Origin of the sequence: Bacillus sp. BK450, from assembly GCF_004364885.1 — a bacterium.
Lineage (GTDB): Bacteria > Bacillota > Bacilli > Bacillales > Bacillaceae > Bacillus > Bacillus safensis.
This window is the reverse complement of sequence record NZ_SOBQ01000010.1, coordinates 1-18,499: the sequence shown is the minus strand read 5'-3', so window position 1 is coordinate 18,499 and position 18,499 is coordinate 1. Positions and strand designations below refer to the sequence as shown.

General features: G+C 40.5%; 16 protein-coding genes, 1 tRNA gene, 1 other RNA gene, 2 pseudogenes and 1 other annotated feature. Of the genes and pseudogenes, 14 read left to right on the top strand and 6 right to left on the bottom strand.

Annotated elements, in window-relative coordinates:
• Positions 1-60: 60 nt before the first annotated feature.
• Positions 61-1,029: a YaaC family protein gene (locus EV579_RS18740; protein WP_133745006.1), complete on the bottom strand. Its 969-nt coding sequence runs from the start codon at positions 1,027-1,029 to the stop codon at positions 61-63.
• A gap of 121 nt (positions 1,030-1,150) precedes the next feature.
• On the opposite strand from EV579_RS18740, the gene guaB reads away from it, so the two are divergent.
• Both guaB and EV579_RS18730 read left to right on the top strand, forming a co-directional pair.
• Positions 1,151-2,617 carry an IMP dehydrogenase gene (guaB, locus tag EV579_RS18735; protein WP_041106261.1) on the top strand — a complete coding sequence of 489 codons (1,467 nt, stop codon included), beginning with the start codon at positions 1,151-1,153 and terminating at the stop codon, positions 2,615-2,617.
• A gap of 160 nt (positions 2,618-2,777) precedes the next feature.
• Positions 2,778-4,103, top strand: a complete 1,326-nt coding sequence (locus EV579_RS18730) for a D-alanyl-D-alanine carboxypeptidase family protein (RefSeq protein ID WP_133745005.1) — start codon at positions 2,778-2,780, stop codon at positions 4,101-4,103.
• A 43-nt stretch (positions 4,104-4,146) separates the two neighbouring features.
• Here the strand turns inward: EV579_RS18730 and pdxR are convergent, their stop codons facing one another.
• Positions 4,147-5,625, bottom strand: coding sequence for a MocR-like pyridoxine biosynthesis transcription factor PdxR (gene pdxR / locus EV579_RS18725; RefSeq protein ID WP_133745004.1), 1,479 nt, complete (start codon positions 5,623-5,625; stop codon positions 4,147-4,149).
• Positions 5,626-5,871: 246 nt separating this feature from the next.
• On the opposite strand from pdxR, the gene pdxS reads away from it, so the two are divergent.
• The 5 genes and pseudogenes from pdxS (at position 5,872) to EV579_RS18695 (ending at position 10,313) form a co-directional block, all read left to right on the top strand.
• Entirely contained in the window at positions 5,872-6,756 is an 885-nt protein-coding gene (gene pdxS, locus EV579_RS18720) for a pyridoxal 5'-phosphate synthase lyase subunit PdxS (protein ID WP_024425756.1), read from the top strand.
• Positions 6,757-6,776: 20 nt separating this feature from the next.
• Positions 6,777-7,367 carry a pyridoxal 5'-phosphate synthase glutaminase subunit PdxT gene (gene pdxT, locus EV579_RS18715; protein ID WP_024426747.1) on the top strand — a complete coding sequence of 197 codons (591 nt, stop codon included), beginning with the start codon at positions 6,777-6,779 and terminating at the stop codon, positions 7,365-7,367.
• Between the two features lie 53 nt (positions 7,368-7,420).
• Positions 7,421-7,637, top strand: a binding site (T-box leader).
• Between the two features lie 49 nt (positions 7,638-7,686).
• On the top strand, positions 7,687-8,961 hold the full coding sequence (gene serS / locus EV579_RS18710) for a serine--tRNA ligase (protein ID WP_024426746.1): 1,275 nt from the start codon (positions 7,687-7,689) through the stop codon (positions 8,959-8,961).
• Between the two features lie 596 nt (positions 8,962-9,557).
• A pseudogene (locus EV579_RS19445) lies at positions 9,558-9,893 on the top strand (methyl-accepting chemotaxis protein); the annotation flags it as partial.
• 327 nt (positions 9,894-10,220) lie between these two features.
• Positions 10,221-10,313, top strand: a tRNA-Ser gene (locus EV579_RS18695).
• Between the two features lie 89 nt (positions 10,314-10,402).
• Here the strand turns inward: EV579_RS18695 and EV579_RS18690 are convergent.
• The 4 genes and pseudogenes from EV579_RS18690 to EV579_RS18675 form a co-directional block, all read right to left on the bottom strand.
• On the bottom strand, positions 10,403-11,062 hold the full coding sequence (locus tag EV579_RS18690) for a deoxynucleoside kinase (RefSeq protein ID WP_003218104.1): 660 nt from the start codon (positions 11,060-11,062) through the stop codon (positions 10,403-10,405).
• Positions 11,059-11,682: a deoxynucleoside kinase gene (locus tag EV579_RS18685; protein WP_024425759.1), complete on the bottom strand. Its 624-nt coding sequence runs from the start codon at positions 11,680-11,682 to the stop codon at positions 11,059-11,061. Before EV579_RS18685 ends, EV579_RS18690 begins: the two co-directional genes overlap by 4 nt.
• 85 nt (positions 11,683-11,767) lie before the next feature.
• The gene (locus EV579_RS18680) at positions 11,768-13,015 is read right to left on the bottom strand and encodes a glycoside hydrolase family 18 protein (protein ID WP_243837445.1); all 1,248 of its coding nucleotides are present in this window, start codon (positions 13,013-13,015) and stop codon (positions 11,768-11,770) included.
• 99 nt (positions 13,016-13,114) lie between these two features.
• A pseudogene (locus tag EV579_RS18675) lies at positions 13,115-13,668 on the bottom strand (cysteine hydrolase family protein).
• 79 nt (positions 13,669-13,747) lie between these two features.
• On the opposite strand from EV579_RS18675, the gene tadA reads away from it, so the two are divergent.
• The 7 genes from tadA (at position 13,748) to EV579_RS18640 (ending at position 18,144) form a co-directional block, all read left to right on the top strand.
• The gene (gene tadA, locus EV579_RS18670) at positions 13,748-14,224 is read left to right on the top strand and encodes a tRNA adenosine(34) deaminase TadA (RefSeq protein ID WP_024426741.1); all 477 of its coding nucleotides are present in this window, start codon (positions 13,748-13,750) and stop codon (positions 14,222-14,224) included.
• A gap of 76 nt (positions 14,225-14,300) precedes the next feature.
• Positions 14,301-14,565, top strand: an RNA gene (ffs, locus tag EV579_RS18665) — signal recognition particle sRNA large type.
• A 331-nt stretch (positions 14,566-14,896) separates the two neighbouring features.
• Positions 14,897-16,609, top strand: a complete 1,713-nt coding sequence (gene dnaX, locus EV579_RS18660) for a DNA polymerase III subunit gamma/tau (protein ID WP_041106245.1) — start codon at positions 14,897-14,899, stop codon at positions 16,607-16,609.
• A gap of 26 nt (positions 16,610-16,635) precedes the next feature.
• Positions 16,636-16,959, top strand: a complete 324-nt coding sequence (locus tag EV579_RS18655; RefSeq protein WP_008342011.1) for a YbaB/EbfC family nucleoid-associated protein — start codon at positions 16,636-16,638, stop codon at positions 16,957-16,959.
• A 15-nt stretch (positions 16,960-16,974) separates the two neighbouring features.
• Positions 16,975-17,571: a recombination protein RecR gene (recR, locus tag EV579_RS18650; protein WP_003218094.1), complete on the top strand. Its 597-nt coding sequence runs from the start codon at positions 16,975-16,977 to the stop codon at positions 17,569-17,571.
• A gap of 18 nt (positions 17,572-17,589) precedes the next feature.
• Positions 17,590-17,814 (top strand): YaaL family protein, encoded by a 225-nt coding sequence (locus EV579_RS18645; protein ID WP_024425764.1) that lies wholly within the window; start codon positions 17,590-17,592, stop codon positions 17,812-17,814.
• A gap of 66 nt (positions 17,815-17,880) precedes the next feature.
• Positions 17,881-18,144 (top strand): pro-sigmaK processing inhibitor BofA family protein, encoded by a 264-nt coding sequence (locus EV579_RS18640; protein WP_133745002.1) that lies wholly within the window; start codon positions 17,881-17,883, stop codon positions 18,142-18,144.
• Positions 18,145-18,499: the final 355 nt, after the last annotated feature.

The window sequence follows — 18,499 nt, the reverse complement described above, 5'->3', positions numbered from 1 at the left end:
CCGATGGTAGTTGGGGGTTTCCCCCTGTGAGAGTAGGACGCCGCCAAGCTTCTATAAAGATCAGTTCCAGTCGGAACTGGTCTTTTTTGTTTTTTCTTCTAACAGCATCATGATGTAAGCTGGGAACTTCTCTTCTGCAATCTCCATGTAGCGTTCAATCATGACGTAATCATCGCTAATGTATTGAGACAGCAGCTCGTACCACCATTCTGTTTCGTAGCGGGCAATCATACTAAGGTTATACATCAATAAGTAATGGCTGATGATCTCAGGAATCCCTAGAAAAGCATCTCGTGTTGACGGTATAAACCATTGATCCATTTCTAAATCATAATGAAGATGAGTAGCAAGTGCTGGGTTTTCTTCAAGAAATACATCAAACGTCAGTTTTTTAGCCTCTCTCTGTTTGAGTTTCCAGCTTGTATGAAACTCAAAGTATTCAATAAAGCGTTCAGCAGACATGTTATAAAGTAATGGAATATGATCTTGAATCATCATTCCATTAGCCTTTTCTACTTTAACTAAAGTCGAGGGCTGCTTTTGAAACTCCAGAATATGACTCATTTCAGGTATTTTAGACAGGAGATGGATCATCGTAAATCGCTCATCTTCAAGACCATTTAATTGAAATAGATGCTTTAACACATGCATACATAGCCCATTTCTTTGGATTTTCACCTCATCTTCACTAAAACGGTAATGCTGTTTCTTCCTCTTTCTCGATGTTACGCCATGAGCTAAAACAGAGGTTTGAGAAGGATAATGAGGGTCCACTGTCAGCAAACATGCTTTTAGCAGCTGTGCCATTCCATAAAACAATAAAATGGGTTTAAGTTCTAGAGGCGCGATCTCAGCCTGTTCATAAAACGTGTGGCCATGTTTTAGAAAGTAAATAAATCGTTCACAGTTTTTATAGGCTTGCTGGTTTGCATCTTGAATGTTCCGTTTCTCATATTGTTGAAATAGAAACTTTTGGGAGGTTTCGAGCGAGTAAAAACGTTTTAAATCCTTCCATCCTGAACTTTTCATCTTCTTCCTCAACTCTCTTTATATTTTCTAAAAATTGCAACTGTTTGTTGCTTCCTTGACATGCTGTTTGCTAGTTGATAATCTACATATAATATTTTGCCGAAAAGAGGGGGATTTACTAATGTGGGAAAGTAAATTTTCAAAAGAAGGTTTGACGTTTGACGATGTTTTGCTTGTTCCAGCAAAGTCTGAAGTACTTCCGCGTGATGTCAATTTATCAGTGGAGCTAACAAGCACATTAAAGCTTAACATTCCAATTATCAGTGCGGGAATGGACACAGTGACGGAATCACAAATGGCGATTGCAATGGCACGTCAAGGTGGTCTTGGTATTATTCATAAGAACATGTCCATTGAACAGCAAGCAGAGCAGGTAGATAAAGTAAAACGCTCAGAGCGCGGCGTTATTACAAATCCATTCTTCTTAACACCAGAGCATCAAGTATTTGATGCAGAGCATTTAATGGGTAAATACCGTATTTCAGGTGTGCCGATTGTGAACAACGAACAAGACCAAAAGCTTGTTGGTATTATTACGAACCGTGACCTTCGTTTTATTTCGGATTATTCAATGAAGATTAGCGACGTGATGACAAAAGAGGAACTTGTGACAGCTTCTGTTGGTACAACATTAGAAGAAGCTGAAAAAATCCTACAGCAGTACAAGATTGAAAAATTACCTCTTTTAGATGACGAAGGAACGTTAAAAGGTCTTATCACAATCAAAGATATTGAAAAAGTGATTGAATTCCCTAACTCCTCTAAAGATGCACATGGCCGTTTAATTGTTGGTGCCGCTGTTGGTGTCACTGGCGATACAATGACACGTGTGAAAAAATTAGTCGAAGCCAATGTGGATGTCATTGTCATTGATACAGCACACGGTCATTCTCAAGGTGTTCTAAACACTGTATCGAAAATCCGTGAAACGTATCCTTCTCTTAACATCATTGCTGGTAATGTTGCAACAGCCGAAGCAACAAAAGCATTGTTTGAAGCAGGAGCAGATATTGTAAAAGTCGGTATCGGACCAGGATCTATTTGTACAACACGTGTTGTTGCAGGTGTCGGTGTACCACAAATCACAGCGATCTATGACTGTGCAACAGAAGCAAGAAAACATGGTAAAGCTATTATTGCAGATGGTGGAATTAAATATTCAGGTGATATCGTGAAAGCATTAGCATCTGGCGGACATGCTGTTATGCTGGGAAGCCTTCTAGCTGGTACATCTGAAAGCCCAGGAGAAACAGAAATTTTCCAAGGTAGACGATTCAAAGTTTATCGTGGTATGGGTTCTGTCGCTGCAATGGAAAAAGGAAGTAAAGATCGTTACTTCCAAGAAGATAATAAAAAATTCGTTCCTGAAGGTATTGAAGGCCGTACACCATACAAAGGGCCAGTCGTTGATACAGTGTATCAACTAGTTGGCGGTATTCGTTCTGGTATGGGTTATTGTGGAACACAGGATTTACGCACTCTTAGAGAAGAAGCACAGTTCATTCGTATGACGGGTGCAGGACTTCGTGAGAGTCATCCACATGACGTACAAATTACAAAAGAATCACCAAACTACACAATTTCTTGATAAATTGTGACAATCAAATTACATTTGACAGGGTCTAAGACTCTGTCTATTTTTTTTGTCTTTATTGTGATAAAATTTATACTGTTGTGTTGAGATAAGCCCTTGTGGATTACATATATATGAAAAACGTCGAAAAAAGATGAATACGGAGGTATGACGATTGAACAGCAAGATGTTGAAACAGCTTATGGTCTCTATCCTTGCATTGGCATTGATTGTTACAGCATTTACACCAATGTCCAAAGCAAAAGCTGCTGAAGATCCATTCAGTGTGAATGCGAAAGCAGCGATCCTTATTGAAGCTTCTACAGGTAAAATTCTTTATAGTAAAAACGCAGATCAAAGACTGCCTATTGCAAGTATGGCAAAAATGATGACAGAGTATCTATTACTAGAGGCAATTGCTGAAGGAAAAGTGAAATGGGATCAAAAGTATACGCCAGATGATTATGTATACGAAATTTCTCAGGACCGCAGCTTATCCAACGTTCCTTTGAGAAAAGATGGTTCGTATACAGTAAAAGAACTTTATCAAGCAACGGCTATTTATTCGGCAAATGCAGCAGCGATTGGTTTAGCAGAAGTGATCGCTGGATCAGAATCGAAGTTTGTTGAAAAAATGAACGCAAAAGCAAAAGAACTTGGTTTAACAAACTACAAATTCGTGAATGCAACTGGTCTGGAAAATAAAGACTTACATGGCCAACAGCCAAAAGGTACAGGTCCTGATGAAGAAAGTGAAGTATCTGCAAAAGATATGGCTTTGCTTGCACAGCATCTCATCAAAGACCATCCAGAAATTCTTGAAACAGCAAGTATTGCGAAAACAAAGTTCAGAGAAGGCACAGACGATGAAATGGACATGCCTAACTGGAACTTCATGCTTAAAGGACTTGTGAAGGAATATAAAGGTGTTGACGGTCTGAAAACAGGATCTACAGATTCAGCCGGTTCTAGCTTCACAGGTACAGCAAAACAAGGGGACATGCGTGTCATCGCAGTTATCTTGAATGCAAAAGGTAATCTTCATACAGCACGTTTCGACGTGGCAAAAAAACTGTTCGACTATGCGTTTAAAAACTTCACGATGAAAGAAATGTACAAAAAAGGCCAACAAATTAAAGGACATGAAAACATCGAAGTGGATAAAGGCAAAGATAAAGAAGTACCTGTTGTGACGAAAGAAGCATTTTCTGTGCCAGTAAAAAATGGTGACGAAAAGAGCTATAAAGCAAAAGTAAATATGGAAAAAAAGAACCTAGAAGCTCCTATTAAAAAAGGAACGAAGGTTGGCATGCTGACGACTTCTTATTCTGGTGATGAGAAGGACTACGGCTATTTAAATAAAGACCAATCAGGTGTTGAGCTTGTGACGAAAACAAGCGATGAAAAAGCAAACTGGTTCATCCTTGCAATGCGCGGTGTAGGTGGATTCTTCGCTGGCATTTGGGGCGGAATCGTTGACACAGTAAAAGGCTGGTTCTAATAAAAAAACTGCTCTCTATACATGAGAGCAGTTTTTTTTATCGTTAAAAGAAGAGCGATTGCTTCTGATTTTGAGGAGTGGACAAGGCTTGCTGAAAAATACCACATAACTTTTCCACGCCCTCGGTCAGTGCTTTTTCATTCACATAGGAAAAGCTGAGGCGGATATAATTCTGTTTTGGCTCTCCAGGATAGCAGACAGAGCCAGGCAGAAAAGTAATTTGCTGCTTACGTGCTTCATGTAAAAGTGCTCGTGTATCGACCCAGGAAGGAAAACTGAGCCATAAATTGAGCCCGCCCTGTGGAATTTGCCACATTACATCTTTCGGTGCGTGCTTCGTTAACACATCCATCATCAAATCGCGTCTCACCTTCAAGGCGGTTCTTAGCTTCTTCGTATGATCAATCATTTTCTTCGATGTCAGAAACGGCAATATGGCCTTTTGTGTGAGGAGAGGGCTGCCTAAGTCATTATTAGCCTTTGCAGCTAATAAACGGTTAAATATCGAGCCTGACGCGGTGATAATCCCTATTCTGCATCCTGGAGCCAGTGTTTTACTTAATCCTCGTAAATAAATGACGTGTCCATCATGATCCAAGCTTTTAATAGGTGCTGGCGGTTTCTTTTCAAAATAAAGCTCACGATATGGGTCATCTTCTACAATGAGACAATCTATGCTTTGAGCCAGTAAGAGAAGCTGTTTTCTGCGTTTCATCGACATACTGGCCCCTGTCGGACTGTGGAAAGTAGGAATCGTATAGATCAGCTTCGGTTTATATTTATCACAAATGCTTTGAAGCTGCTTCATGTTCATCCCTTCATGATCGACAGGGACGGTAATGATTCTTGCTCCTCTGCCCATAAAGACATCAATGGCCCCGGGATAGGTCGGTGCTTCCATGACAACCACATCATCCGGCCCAATAAACGTACGTGCCACCAAATCAAGCCCTTGCTGAGAACCACTTGTTACAAGGATATTTTCAGGGGTAGACGGCACATCCAACTTTTCTAAAAAGGACTGAATGACTTGTCGCAGCTGAAGATCACCTTGTATTTCACCATATTTCGACATGATTTGAGGATGTCTGGCTAGCACATGCTGCATTTCTTTTTCTAAATACCGGTTTGGCAAAAGACCTGGATCGATCATAGAGGAAGAAAGGTTAATGGCTTCTTCGACATAGTGATACTGGGCGAATTGAGACCGTGGTAAATAATCTGGAATCGACAACTGCCAATCGAAAGAAGTAGATGATGGAACCGGGGTCTCTGCCTGCTCTTGCTGCTCATCCACAAAAGTTCCTTTACCTTGCACTGTCGTTAAATATCCATCGTCCTTTAATCGGGTATATGCCTTAGCTGCCGTGACAAGACTCACATTGAGCTGCTTAGCTAAATCACGGACAGTTGGCAGCTTTTCTCCTTGCTGAAGCAAACCCGATTGAATGTGATCGATGATTGAAAAGTAAATTTGATTTGAAAGAGATGTATCAGAGTGCCGATGGATATCAATATGCATGAAACCCCTCCATAGAATGCAACATTGTTATACATGATTTTTAATTGTTATAGTTGTATTATAGCATGTAAATCACACTTGAAAGAGAAAACGACATGTTTTTAGTTGGAAATCCTTTATATACAAGGGTTTATTCTTTTTTATCCGCTGGTTGAATTGTTATACTATTGTCTTTATTGTTATACTTCCTCGCTTGTATGATAAAGATGTTGAATGAATCGAATAGACAAATGGGAGGAAACTATTGTGAGCAATAAGGGAACTGAACGAGTGAAACGTGGAATGGCAGAAATGCAAAAGGGTGGCGTCATTATGGATGTCGTCAATGCGGAGCAGGCAAAAATTGCAGAAGAAGCAGGTGCGGTGGCAGTCATGGCACTAGAACGAGTACCAGCTGATATCCGTGCAGCAGGCGGTGTTGCCCGTATGGCAGACCCAAGAATCGTAGAGGAAGTACAAAATGCAGTAACGATTCCAGTCATGGCAAAAGCACGTATCGGCCACATCGTCGAGGCTCGTGTTCTTGAAGCACTTGGTGTTGATTATATCGATGAGAGTGAAGTGCTGACGCCCGCAGATGAGGAATTCCATTTAAATAAAAATGAATACACAGTACCTTTTGTCTGTGGATGCCGCGATTTAGGTGAGGCAACCCGCCGTATCGCAGAAGGCGCTTCTATGCTTCGTACAAAAGGAGAACCTGGGACAGGCAACATCGTAGAAGCTGTGCGTCATATGAGAAAGGTCAATGCTCAGATTCGTAAAGTATCGGCTATGAGTGAAGATGAACTGATGACAGAAGCCAAGAATCTTGGCGCGCCTTATGAATTATTGCTGCAAATCAAAAGAGACGGCAAGCTGCCAGTTGTGAACTTTGCAGCAGGAGGCGTTGCGACACCAGCAGATGCTGCATTAATGATGCAGCTTGGAGCAGACGGTGTATTTGTCGGGTCTGGTATTTTCAAATCAGACAATCCAGCTAAATTTGCAAAAGCGATTGTTGAAGCAACGACTCATTACACTGATTACCGTCTCATTGCAGACCTTTCAAAAGAGCTTGGAACAGCTATGAAAGGAATTGAAATTTCAAATCTACTGCCAGAAGAACGTATGCAAGAGCGTGGCTGGTAATTAAGGGAGCGCAAACGAACATGCTGACAATTGGTGTACTTGGGCTTCAAGGAGCGGTGAGAGAGCATATTCAATCGATTGAAGCCTGCGGCGCAGAAGGAAAGATCATCAAACGCGTAGAAGAGCTAGAATCCGTTGACGGTTTGATTATCCCTGGTGGAGAAAGTACGACGATGAGGAGACTTATGGATACGTACCAATTCATTGAACCGATCAAAGCGTTCGCTGCTCAAGGGAAACCGATTTTCGGGACATGTGCCGGTTTGATTATGCTGGCTAAGCATATCGAAGATCGAGAAGATGCTCATCTTGGCCTGTTAAATGTATCTGTTGCACGGAACTCTTTTGGCAGACAGGTAGACAGTTTTGAAGCAGATTTAAAAGTAAAAGGACTGGATGCGCCGTTTACAGGGGTATTCATCCGTGCGCCTCATATCATCAGCGCAGATAATGACGTAGAAATCATGGCTGAATATGATGGCAGGATTGTGATGGCGAAAGAAAACAATATCTTAGGCTGCTCTTTTCATCCAGAGCTGACAGACGATCACCGGTTAACACAGCTGTTTGTAGACATGGTGAAGTCCTACAAAACGAAGCTTGCTGTATAAAACGGTTGAAAAGAGATAAAACTTATAGTACATTAAAATCACAATCAAAGATCGAAAAAGCGTTGACGGGAAATAGTAAGAAGCCCCTCTTTCTCAGAGAGCCGATGGTTGGTGAGAATCGGTGAAAGATGCATTCTGAATCCATCCTTGAGCGAAATGCTGAAACACGAGAAGTAAGCATTTACGGTGATACCGTTACAGAGGAAAGAGGAAAGCATGCTTCTGCATGTTTTCAATCAGGGTGGCAACGCGAGAGCTCTCGTCCCTTTCATGGGATGAGGGCTCTTTTTATTTTTCGATAAAAAAAGGAGTGTTACACATGCTTGATATTAAACAACTGCGCACGGACTTTGATCAAATCAAAGAAAAATTAGCACACCGAGGCGAAGATTTAGCGGATTTTGATAAGTTTGGTGAGCTAGATCAAAAAAGAAGAGAATTAATCGGGAAAACAGAAGAATTAAAGAGCCGAAGAAATGAAGTATCACAGCAAGTGGCCGTTCTAAAAAGAGAAAAGAAAGACGCCGATCACATTATTCAAGAAATGCGTGAGGTAGGAGATGAGATCAAGAAGCTGGATGATGAGCTAAGAACAGTAGAAGAAAGCTTGCAGCACATCCTGTTCTCAATTCCAAATATCCCTCATGACTCAGTACCCGTTGGTGAAACAGAAGACGACAACGTGGAAGTGAGAAAATGGGGCGAACAGCCAGCCTTCTCATTTGAGCCAAAACCACATTGGGACGTAGCTGATGAGCTAAAAATCCTTGATTTTGAACGTGCAGGAAAAGTGACAGGAAGCCGTTTCGTTTTTTATAAAGGGCTTGGCGCACGCTTAGAGCGCGCATTGTATAACTTTATGCTTGATTTACATGTGGATGAGTTTGGTTTTACTGAAGTGCTTCCACCTTATATGGTCAACAGAGCAAGTATGACAGGAACTGGGCAGCTTCCAAAATTCGAAGAGGATGCCTTTAAAATTCGTGAAGAAGATTACTTCCTCATTCCAACAGCTGAAGTGCCAATTACGAACATGCATCGTGACGAAATTCTTGAAGGTGAACAACTGCCGATCAACTATGCAGCATTCAGTGCTTGCTTTAGATCAGAAGCTGGATCTGCTGGAAGAGATACACGTGGACTCATCCGTCAGCATCAATTTAACAAGGTAGAGCTTGTGAAATTTGTCAGACCAGAAGATTCTTATGAAGAATTAGAGAAACTAACAAATCAAGCAGAAAAAGTTCTTCAGCTATTGAACCTGCCATACCGTGTCATGAGCATGTGCACGGGAGATTTAGGATTCACAGCTGCGAAGAAATACGATATCGAAGTGTGGATTCCGAGCCAGAATACGTACCGTGAAATTTCTTCTTGCAGTAACTTCGAAGCATTCCAAGCAAGACGTGCAAACATTCGTTTCCGTCCAGAACCTAAAGCGAAGCCAGAACATGTCCACACATTAAATGGATCTGGATTAGCGGTAGGAAGAACTGTAGCGGCTATTTTAGAAAACTATCAACAAGAGGACGGCACAGTGATCATTCCTGAAGTACTGCGTCCTTATATGGGAAATAAAGAAGTGATGAAATAAGGTGCCGTCAAGGAATCTTTTTCTTTTTACCAAAAGTCCTACAGTTTTCCTAAATTTAGCCGATAAAAAAATTAAAAGCTTCTAGGAAAGAAGGAATAACCTTGAATAGGCTTGACTATTATGTTGAAATGGCTCATTTACTTAGAAAGGTACTAGATGAAAGTATTCTTTTCGGCATCACAGATACAGAGAAGATACTTTGTTATTACCCGTCTAACACAATAGATTTTGGTATGAAAGTTGGAGACCCATTGAACCCAGAAGACCAAAATGTGGCGACGACATTAAGAGGACAAGAATATGACGGTCATTTACCAGAGCATTTATATGGTTATGAAATTGCTGTAAAAGGTTACCCAATTTTTGATGAAGATAGAAAAGTAATTGGCTCTTTTTTAGTGGCATTTTCACATCATCGTGAAAAGAAATTAAGCGGTTATATGGAGCAAATCAATAAAGTAGCGAAAGAACTCCAAGGTGGAATTGAGCAAATTGCTGCACATTCTCAAGAGCTGGCTGCCACAAGTTTAGAAATAAGCGAACAGGCAGGAAGAGCGGAAGAGAAATCTGCGAATATTGAAGAAGTCGTCAAAACCATTGGCGGGATCGCTAGACAAACAAATCTGCTCGGTTTAAACGCTGCAATTGAAGCCGCAAGAGCAGGCGAGAACGGAAAAGGGTTTGCTGTCGTTGCTGATGAAGTTCGCAAATTATCAGATGGCTCGAAGGAAGCGGCTGAAACCATTAATACATTTTTAAAAGAAATCCAAGACAGCATTGGCACTTTGTCTGAAAACATCTCACAAATCAGCAGTTCAACAAATGAACAAGCCAAACAAGTGACAGACTTTACGAAGATTATCGAGTCATTAAATGAGTTTAAAGTAGAGATGAATCAGTTTATTGAAGAAATTAGACAGGATACGAAATAGATCAAGAGCAGCCGTCAATGGCTGCTTCAGCGTGTAGACAAATCCTCGCATTCGTTGTCAGGTCTGCGCTTCGGTGCTCACGAATGTCAGATTCGCTCCGCTCCGGTGCTCGCCCTTCCTAGGGCTGCAAAGGTTTTCTATCACGCTGAAAAGAAGACAAAGGGGCTAAAATCAAAATCATTTTAGCCCTTTGTCAACAATCTGGAGCAGCCATCAATGGCTGCTTTTTTATAGGCAATCATCATGCCAAAATCACATATTGAAATTTTTTTCGAAAAGATGTTGACTTCAAATAAAATGATATGGTATATTAATTCTTGTCGATACGGAGGAATACCCAAGTCCGGCTGAAGGGATCGGTCTTGAAAACCGACAGGGGTGTCAAAGCCCGCGGGGGTTCGAATCCCTCTTCCTCCGCCATATTGATTTTTTACCTTAGTTGAATTGAACGCAAGCATAAAAATTGGAAATTGTCAAACCGCTGCATTTCGCGAATGCAGCGGTTTTTTTTATTTTGTTTTAGAGCGATTTTTTTGAATAACAGAAGCTATTTCATGAAGAATGGGATCAAGTGAGCTTTCATCATGAAGTAAGTCGTAATCTTCAATATTAATTTTAATCACAGGGCATAAATCAAATTGTTCGATCCATTCCGTGTATCGAGTGTACATTTCTTCCCAATAAGCGCGGTCAGTTTGAGTTTCCATCTCTCTGCCGCGTTCCTCAATACGATGTAAAATATGATCTAAATCCCCGTGTAGATAGATGAGGACATCAGGGTGAGGGAAGTAAGGTGTCATCACCATCGCCTCAAATAGGCTTGTATACGTTTCATAATCAACCTCAGACATCGTACCTTTGTCCGCATGCATTTTTGCAAAAATGCCAGTATCCTCATAAATGGAACGATCTTGTACATATCCACCGCCAGATTCAAAAATCCGCTTTTGCTCCTTAAAACGCTCAGCTAGGAAATATACCTGTAAGTGGAAGCTCCATCTTTGGAAATCTGAATAAAAAGGCTCTAAATATGGGTTATCATCTACTTTTTCAAGAGAGGTTTGAAACCCTAGCTTGTCCGCTATTGTTTTGGTCATAGTTGATTTGCCGACACCAACAGTCCCGGCAATTGTGATGACTGCGTCTTTTGGTATTTCGATATTGTTCATAGCACTTGCTCCTTTATGTTCTGTACAATTTGCTGGTAATCTTGCTGTGAGGAAACGAAGTCTGTGTGATCTCCTTCAATTGTAATGATAGGAAGCCCTGGCTCAGTCTGTTTTAAATGTTCAATGGCCAGCTCGTAATCTTCAATGAGTGTTTTTAAATAAGCTGGGTCGATGTCTTCTTCAAAAGAGCGTCCTCTCATCTGTATTCTTTCAAGTAAGGTGGGAAGGCTGGCTTTTATATAGATCATGGCATTTGGTTTAGGAAGATCATCTGTTAGCAGGTGATAGATCTTTCTGTATTTATCCATGTGCTTTTTTGATAATGTTCTTTCTGCAAATATCATATTTTTATAGACGTGATAATCAGTGACAACTGGTTGCTGTTTATTCACATAGTTTTCTTCAATTGATTCTAACTGTTTGAACCGATTGCATAAAAAGAACATCTCAAGCTGAAAGCTCCATTGTTCCATATCTTCATAAAATTTATCTAAGAATGGATTTTCTTCTACAATCTCTTTTACTAAAGGAAATTGAAATTCCTTCGCAAGCATTGTAGCCAAAGTTGTTTTTCCGGCTCCAATCGGGCCTTCCACTGCAATAAAAGGGGCAGGATACATAGGCGTTCTCCTCTATCTATAAAGTTAAAGTTGTCAAACCAATGTATATTGTACCATACCCCTTCTAATAGATAGAGTGAATGGATTACGATGTCGTTCTTTTTTCAATATTAAATTGATCTGATAATAAGAGCCAGTTTTGTGGGAAAGATAGACCTAATTTCCAATAAGCAATGCCGTTCAAATTTAGCTCTTTGATGAGGTTGAACTTTGCTTGAATTGATCTAGCGTCTTCGAACCAGACCTCATGCTCTTTGTTGTCGGCATCTGTATAACGAAAATGGGGTGCTTGTGCTGTTTCGTCGTATAAGATAGAGACATTGTGCTCTCTAGCAAGTGCAATTGCTTGTTGAGGACTGACGGCTTTGGCTATGGGACCGCCCTGGACGAAAGGAAGTGTCCAATCATAGCCGTATAAATTCTGCCCCATTACAATTTTATTGGCCGGTATGACAGTTAATGCATATTCAATGACTTGGCGGACAGGTCCAATTGGAGAGACAGCTTGTGGAGGGCCGCCGCTGTATCCCCATTCATAGGTCATCAACACAACGTGATCGACAATCTTACCGATCGCTTCATAGTCATGGGCTTCATACCATTTGCCCTTTTGCTGACTACTTGTTTTTGGTGCAAGTGCAACAGATATTGTCCATCCTTCTTGATGGAAACGGGCTGTTGCTTCTCTTAAAAATTGAATATAAGCATCTTTATCAGCAGGGCGTAAATATTCAAAATCAAAATGGATTTCCTTGAATTGATACTTTTTGGCAACTCGAACAATTTCATTTAAAAATGCCGTTTTGACAGATTGGTTAGTTAAAAGAATACGCCCAAGTTCATCACTGAATTTTTCATTCTCTAGATTTGTCACCACCATGGTTAATACAGTTCTGTTCTGAGCGGCAATCTGGGGTAGTTGGTCTATCGGTGGTTCTCGCAGTGTCCCATCTCTTTGTGCTTGAAAACTAAAGACGTCTAAATGGGTTAAGTATGGGGAGGCCTCTCTAGCTGCCTGCTTTAAGTTTTCACTGACTTGATTTCCCCGTGGTTCAATATAAGCATTGGAATTAATGTTCCTTTTCGGTCTTTGTGGAATATAGAGCAAGAAACGAATAGGCAGTATCGCTTCAGGTCGAATTCTGTTCACGCGTGCCAATTCTTCCACTGAGATTTGAAACCGTCTACCAATTTGATATAGTGTGTCATTTTGTTTGACCTCATAAAATTGACCTCTAATTGGAATGACAATTGTTTGTCCAATGACGAGTTGATTTGGTGTTTCGATTTCGTTAGTACGGATGATTTCATTGACTGTCGTTTTAAAACGCATAGCAATGTCGTTTAAAGTATCTCCTCTTTTGACAACATAAATTTGAATAGTCAACGCCCCCTTTGTTATTGCTAACAATTTATGAGGGTTATAGCTAAATCATGTTTGATTTTCATTCGTGATTTCCTTAGCGGTAGTGATTTTGGCTAGAAGAACGTTCTCCATCATCGTTAAAGCGTAGTCGTTATCTCTGTCGTCGTTTGAAGCGATACAATCTTTAGGTACAATTAGATTGTATTCTCGCATGTATGCGTCATTTGCAGTGAACAAAACGCAAATGTTTCCGGCAATTCCAGTTAGAATAATGTCCTCAACACCTAATTCATTTAAGAGTGTCTCTAGTGCGTACCGTAGAAGGCAGAATGCTTAGGTTTAATTAAGAAGTAATTATCTTTTGATGGTGTCATTTTCTCTAAAATAGGAGCGCTTCTTTCGTTTTTGCATGTTTCCAAAACAGCTTGGATATCAGCCTTCCAAAGTCCGTAGTGATCGTTGATATAAATGATTGGCCAATTTTCCTTGAAAGCATGTTGTTTAAGAGCTAAAATTTTATTGGTCATTTGCTCTGTTTTTTCTGCAAGCACATGTCCCATTTCAAAATCAAAATCGTTAATCATGTCGATAATAAGCAGCGCCTTTTTTTGCTTTGACAAAATAAGACCCCCTTTAAAAGATTGTGATAATATGTTAACCTCAATTTCCTTTTAAAAAACATGAAAAGAGAGCCATGCCATGACGAAAGATGAAAAGTTTATGCAAGAAGCCATTTCTGAAGCCTTAAAAGCAGAACAAATAGGGGAAGTGCCGATTGGTGCGATCATTGTTGTTGATGATCAAATCGTGAGCCGGGCTCATAATTTAAGGGAAAGTGAGCAGCGTTCGATTGCACATGCAGAATTACTTGCTATTGATGAAGCATGTAAAGCGACAGGGAGCTGGCGTTTAGAAGATGCTGTGCTTTACGTTACGCTTGAGCCATGCCCAATGTGTGCGGGTGCTATTGTTCTCTCTAGAGTGAAAAAGGTCGTTTTTGGTGCATACGATCCAAAAGGTGGATGCGCAGGTACTTTAATGAATTTACTGGATGATGAACGGTTCAATCATCAGTCTGAGGTCATCGGTGGTGTACTTGAAAATCAGTGTGGTGAGCTGTTAAGTCAGTTCTTCCGAAATCTCCGTCAGCGAAAGAAACAAGCCAAAAGTAAATGAATGGATGTCGTTTGCAATTTGAGCTATAAGAAGGTATACTTATGTCTGCGTCACTAACAATTTAATATTTATTTTGCCGTGCTAAGCGGGGAGGTAGCGGTGCCCTGTACTCGCAATCCGCTCTAGCGAGGCCGAATCCCTTCTCGAGGTTCGTTTACTTCAAGGTCTGCCTTAAATAAGTGGTGTTGACGCCTGGGTCCTGCGCAATGGGAATTCATGAACCATGTCAGGTCCGGAAGGAAGCAGCATTAAGTGAAACCTCTCATGTGCCGCAGGGTTGCCTGGGCCGAGCTAACTGTTTAAGTAACGCTTGGGGTAGCGAATCGACAGAAGGTGCACGGTAAATCAATATTAAATGTAACTCATCTAGTTTAACTAGGTGAGTTTTTTGTTGCTGTTCCAAGAATAGCTTAACTGCTTTGGTTATACAAATAGATAAAAAGTCTTTTTGGAGCCATTTGTTTTTTTCACTAACCGCAAAAAGAACTGGTGTTCTGTTTTAGGGTTTCAGGTCTTTTTACAAAGCTAGAAAATACGTTTTTAATACATAGAAAGTAGAAAATCTCTAGTTGAAATCATCTTTTTGGCATATTAGAAAATAAAGGTGTGCTTTTGAATTGATCGGTGCATCATGTATAATGAAAAGGATGATAAATGGAGGAGGGCGTATTTGTGAGTTATCAAGCTTTATATCGAGTGTTCAGACCTCAAGTTTTTGAGGATGTTGTTGGACAAGAACACATCACAAAAACGTTGCAAAATGCCCTTTTGCAGAAAAAGTTTTCTCATGCTTACTTATTTTCAGGTCCTAGAGGAACAGGTAAAACAAGTGCTGCCAAAATCTTTGCTAAGGCAGTGAACTGTGAAAAGTCACCTGTTAGCGAGCCGTGTAATGAATGTGATGCCTGTAAAGGGATTACAAACGGTTCAATTTCAGACGTGATTGAAATAGATGCTGCCTCGAATAACGGGGTAGATGAAATCCGGGATATACGTGATAAAGTGAAATTTGCTCCTTCGGCGGTTACATATAAGGTTTATATTATAGATGAAGTACATATGCTCTCTATCGGTGCATTTAATGCTCTCCTTAAAACGCTGGAAGAACCGCCTGCTCATTGTATCTTTATTTTGGCTACCACAGAGCCCCATAAGATTCCTCTTACCATCATATCTCGTTGTCAGCGATTTGATTTTAAACGAATCACGACTAAAGATATTGTTGGAAGAATGGAGAAAATTGTAGATGCAGAAGGCCTTGACGTACAGGAGGGTTCGCTCGAGATTATTGCTAGTGCAGCTGATGGCGGTATGCGTGATGCACTAAGTCTCTTGGATCAAGCGATCTCATTTAGTGGTGAACAATTGACAATTGATGATGCGCTGCTCATTACAGGTGCTGTATCTCAGCATTTCATTAGTCAGCTTGCTGAAGCAATTTTTGATCAAAATATTGCCACAGCGTTAGATACATTAAATGAATTGCTCCAGCAGGGGAAAGATGCTGCTAAATTAATAGAGGATATGATTTTTTACTTTAGAGATATGCTGCTTTATAAAACGGCACCAGATCTCGAGGGGGTCCTTGAAAAGGTAAAGGTCGACGAAAGTTTCGTGGCGCTGTCAGATCGTGTGACACCTCAGTTTCTGTATGAAACCATTGAAGTCCTGAATAAAAGCCACCAAGAAATGAAATGGACAAATCATCCAAGGATTTTCTTTGAGGTAGCTGTTGTAAAGCTGTGTCAGTCAACAGCAGGATTGACACAAGGCCATGCTGACGCTGATTTAACGGCGCTAACAGATAAAATAAACAGGCTGGAACAGGAACTATCGAGGCTAAGAGCCGAAGGTGTACCAATGTCTCCATCTCATAGCCCTCAAGAAAAAAAGGAAGCGCCTCGACCACAAACGAGTAACAAAAATGGCTATCGTGCTCCTGTCGGCCGAATTCATGAGATTCTAAAAGAAGCGAAACGGCCTGAGTTAGAAAAAATTAAAGGCAAATGGGGAGAGCTCCTTGCCCAGTTGAAACAGCAGAATAAGGTGTCTCACGCTGCGTTATTAACGGACAGTGAGCCAGTTGCGGCTGCTTCGCATGCCTTTGTTTTAAAATTCAAATTTGAAATACATTGTAAAATGGTTGCTGAAGATAAAAGCGGTGTTCGGACCAATCTTGAACAACTGCTAGAGTCTATGTTAGGAAAAAGAGTGGAATTAGTTGGCGTTCCTGACGCTCAATGGGGTAAAATAAGAGAAGAATTTTTAAGAGATCATCAGCCGGATGAACAAGCAGATGGTCAGGGAACTTCTACTGAAGAGGATCCATTGATTGCGGAAGCAAAAAAATTAGTAGGAACTGATTTAATTGAAATTAAAGATTAATAAAAATGAAAGAGAGTGGTGTTCATATGCGCGGTGGAATGGGAAATATGCAAAAAATGATGAAACAAATGCAAAAAATGCAAAAGGATATGGCGAAGGCTCAAGAAGAGCTTGCAGAAAAAGTTCTTGAAGGTACAGCTGGTGGCGGTATGGTCACTGTCAAAGTAAATGGACAAAAAGAAGTCGTTGATGTAGCAATTAATGAAGAAGTTGTTGATCCAGAAGATATCGATATGCTTCAAGATCTTGTACTTGCTGCGACAAACGATGCATTGAAAAAAGTCGATGAGCTAACGAATGAAACGATGGGTCAATTCACAAAAGGAATGAACATGCCAGGTTTATTCTAGGAGGAATAACTGAAGATGCAATATCCTGAACCAATATCAAAGCTGATTGACAGCTTTATGAAATTGCCAGGAATCGGACCGAAAACTGCGGTCCGTCTGGCTTTTTTTGTTCTTAGTATGCAGGAAGATGTCGTACTAGATTTTGCGAAGGCGCTTGTAAATGCAAAGCGTAATTTAACTTATTGTTCGGTATGCGGTCATATCACAGACCAAGATCCTTGCTATATTTGTGAAGATACAAGAAGAGATCAATCTGTTATCTGTGTAGTGCAGGATCCAAAAGATGTAATCGCAATGGAAAAAATGAAAGAATACAACGGCTTATATCATGTGCTTCATGGTGCCATTTCGCCAATGGACGGAATTGGCCCAGAGGATATTAAAATTCCTGACCTATTAAAAAGATTGCAAGACGATCAAGTGACAGAGGTGATCCTTGCAACCAATCCAAACATTGAAGGAGAAGCAACAGCCATGTATATCTCCAGATTGTTAAAACCATCAGGAATTAAACTCTCTCGCATTGCTCACGGACTTCCAGTAGGCGGGGATTTAGAGTATGCGGATGAAGTTACACTGTCTAAGGCTCTAGAAGGCAGACGTGAGATGTAGGAAGGAGAAGTACGGTACATGGGTTTTCTTCGCAGAAAATCAATTCGAAAAGAATTCGATGAGAAATTAATTCAACAGCTTTTTAAGCAAAAGGAAGAATGGAACAGACAAAAAAAGCTTGTCGCAAATAGCGTTGAGCCTTCACCGGACATTCTATTCGAATTAAAGCTTGCTCAAGCAAAGTACTTTTTCTATCTGAGAGAAGCGAAAAAGAGGAATTTACGTTTAAACAACTGGAAATAGCAGGTCTATTATACATAGTCCTCTCATATGCTTGTACTATTCATATGAAGAGGAGATGAGAGGATTATGGAACCTGTTATTGTGATCGGGTCAATTTTGCTAGCTGTGCTATTGTTGTTTATGTCAGGTGGGCAGGCGAATCCATTCAAATGGTTAGGGCTTATCGGAGTGAAGTTTATAGCAGGCGCTCTTTTTTTATTTTGCCTCAACCTATTTGGCGAGAGTCTAGGATTACATGTCTCTATTAACCCTGTAACGAGTGGAATTAGTGGTTTATTGGGTATTCCGGGCGTAGCAGCTTTAATCGTTATTGAAAAGTTTATTATTTAATGAAAAATATTATTGACTTTGATTCGATAGGGTGGTAAATTAATATACGTCGCTGATGACGAAGAAACGAAAAAACATAATAACAAAAAAGTTGTTGACACTAACAACTTGGATGTGATAAGATGTTCTAGTCGCTTCTGAAGCGGTAAACAAGTTCTTTGAAAACTAAACAAGACAAAACGTACCTGTTAATTCGAGTTTTTTATAAAAAAATCCTATGATACTTCATAGGTAGTCAGTCAAACTGGCGAGGCAGGAAATGATCACATGCTAAGTTCGCTACATCGTGTAGCAACGCATGTGTGATATGCATCCTGCATACCTCGGAGAGTTTGATCCTGGCTCAGGACGAACG

Coding starts and splice junctions, on each gene's coding strand:
- EV579_RS18740 (WP_133745006.1), bottom strand. CDS start 1,029: ATGAAAAGTTCAGGATGGAAGGATTTAAAACGTTTTTACTCGCTCGAA.
- guaB (WP_041106261.1), top strand. CDS start 1,151: ATGTGGGAAAGTAAATTTTCAAAAGAAGGTTTGACGTTTGACGATGTT.
- pdxR (WP_133745004.1), bottom strand. CDS start 5,625: ATGCATATTGATATCCATCGGCACTCTGATACATCTCTTTCAAATCAA.
- pdxT (WP_024426747.1), top strand. CDS start 6,777: ATGCTGACAATTGGTGTACTTGGGCTTCAAGGAGCGGTGAGAGAGCAT.
- serS (WP_024426746.1), top strand. CDS start 7,687: ATGCTTGATATTAAACAACTGCGCACGGACTTTGATCAAATCAAAGAA.
- EV579_RS18690 (WP_003218104.1), bottom strand. CDS start 11,062: ATGAACAATATCGAAATACCAAAAGACGCAGTCATCACAATTGCCGGG.
- EV579_RS18685 (WP_024425759.1), bottom strand. CDS start 11,682: ATGTATCCTGCCCCTTTTATTGCAGTGGAAGGCCCGATTGGAGCCGGA.
- EV579_RS18680 (WP_243837445.1), bottom strand. CDS start 13,015: ATGCGTTTTAAAACGACAGTCAATGAAATCATCCGTACTAACGAAATC.
- tadA (WP_024426741.1), top strand. CDS start 13,748: ATGACGAAAGATGAAAAGTTTATGCAAGAAGCCATTTCTGAAGCCTTA.
- EV579_RS18655 (WP_008342011.1), top strand. CDS start 16,636: ATGCGCGGTGGAATGGGAAATATGCAAAAAATGATGAAACAAATGCAA.
- recR (WP_003218094.1), top strand. CDS start 16,975: ATGCAATATCCTGAACCAATATCAAAGCTGATTGACAGCTTTATGAAA.
- EV579_RS18645 (WP_024425764.1), top strand. CDS start 17,590: ATGGGTTTTCTTCGCAGAAAATCAATTCGAAAAGAATTCGATGAGAAA.
- EV579_RS18640 (WP_133745002.1), top strand. CDS start 17,881: ATGGAACCTGTTATTGTGATCGGGTCAATTTTGCTAGCTGTGCTATTG.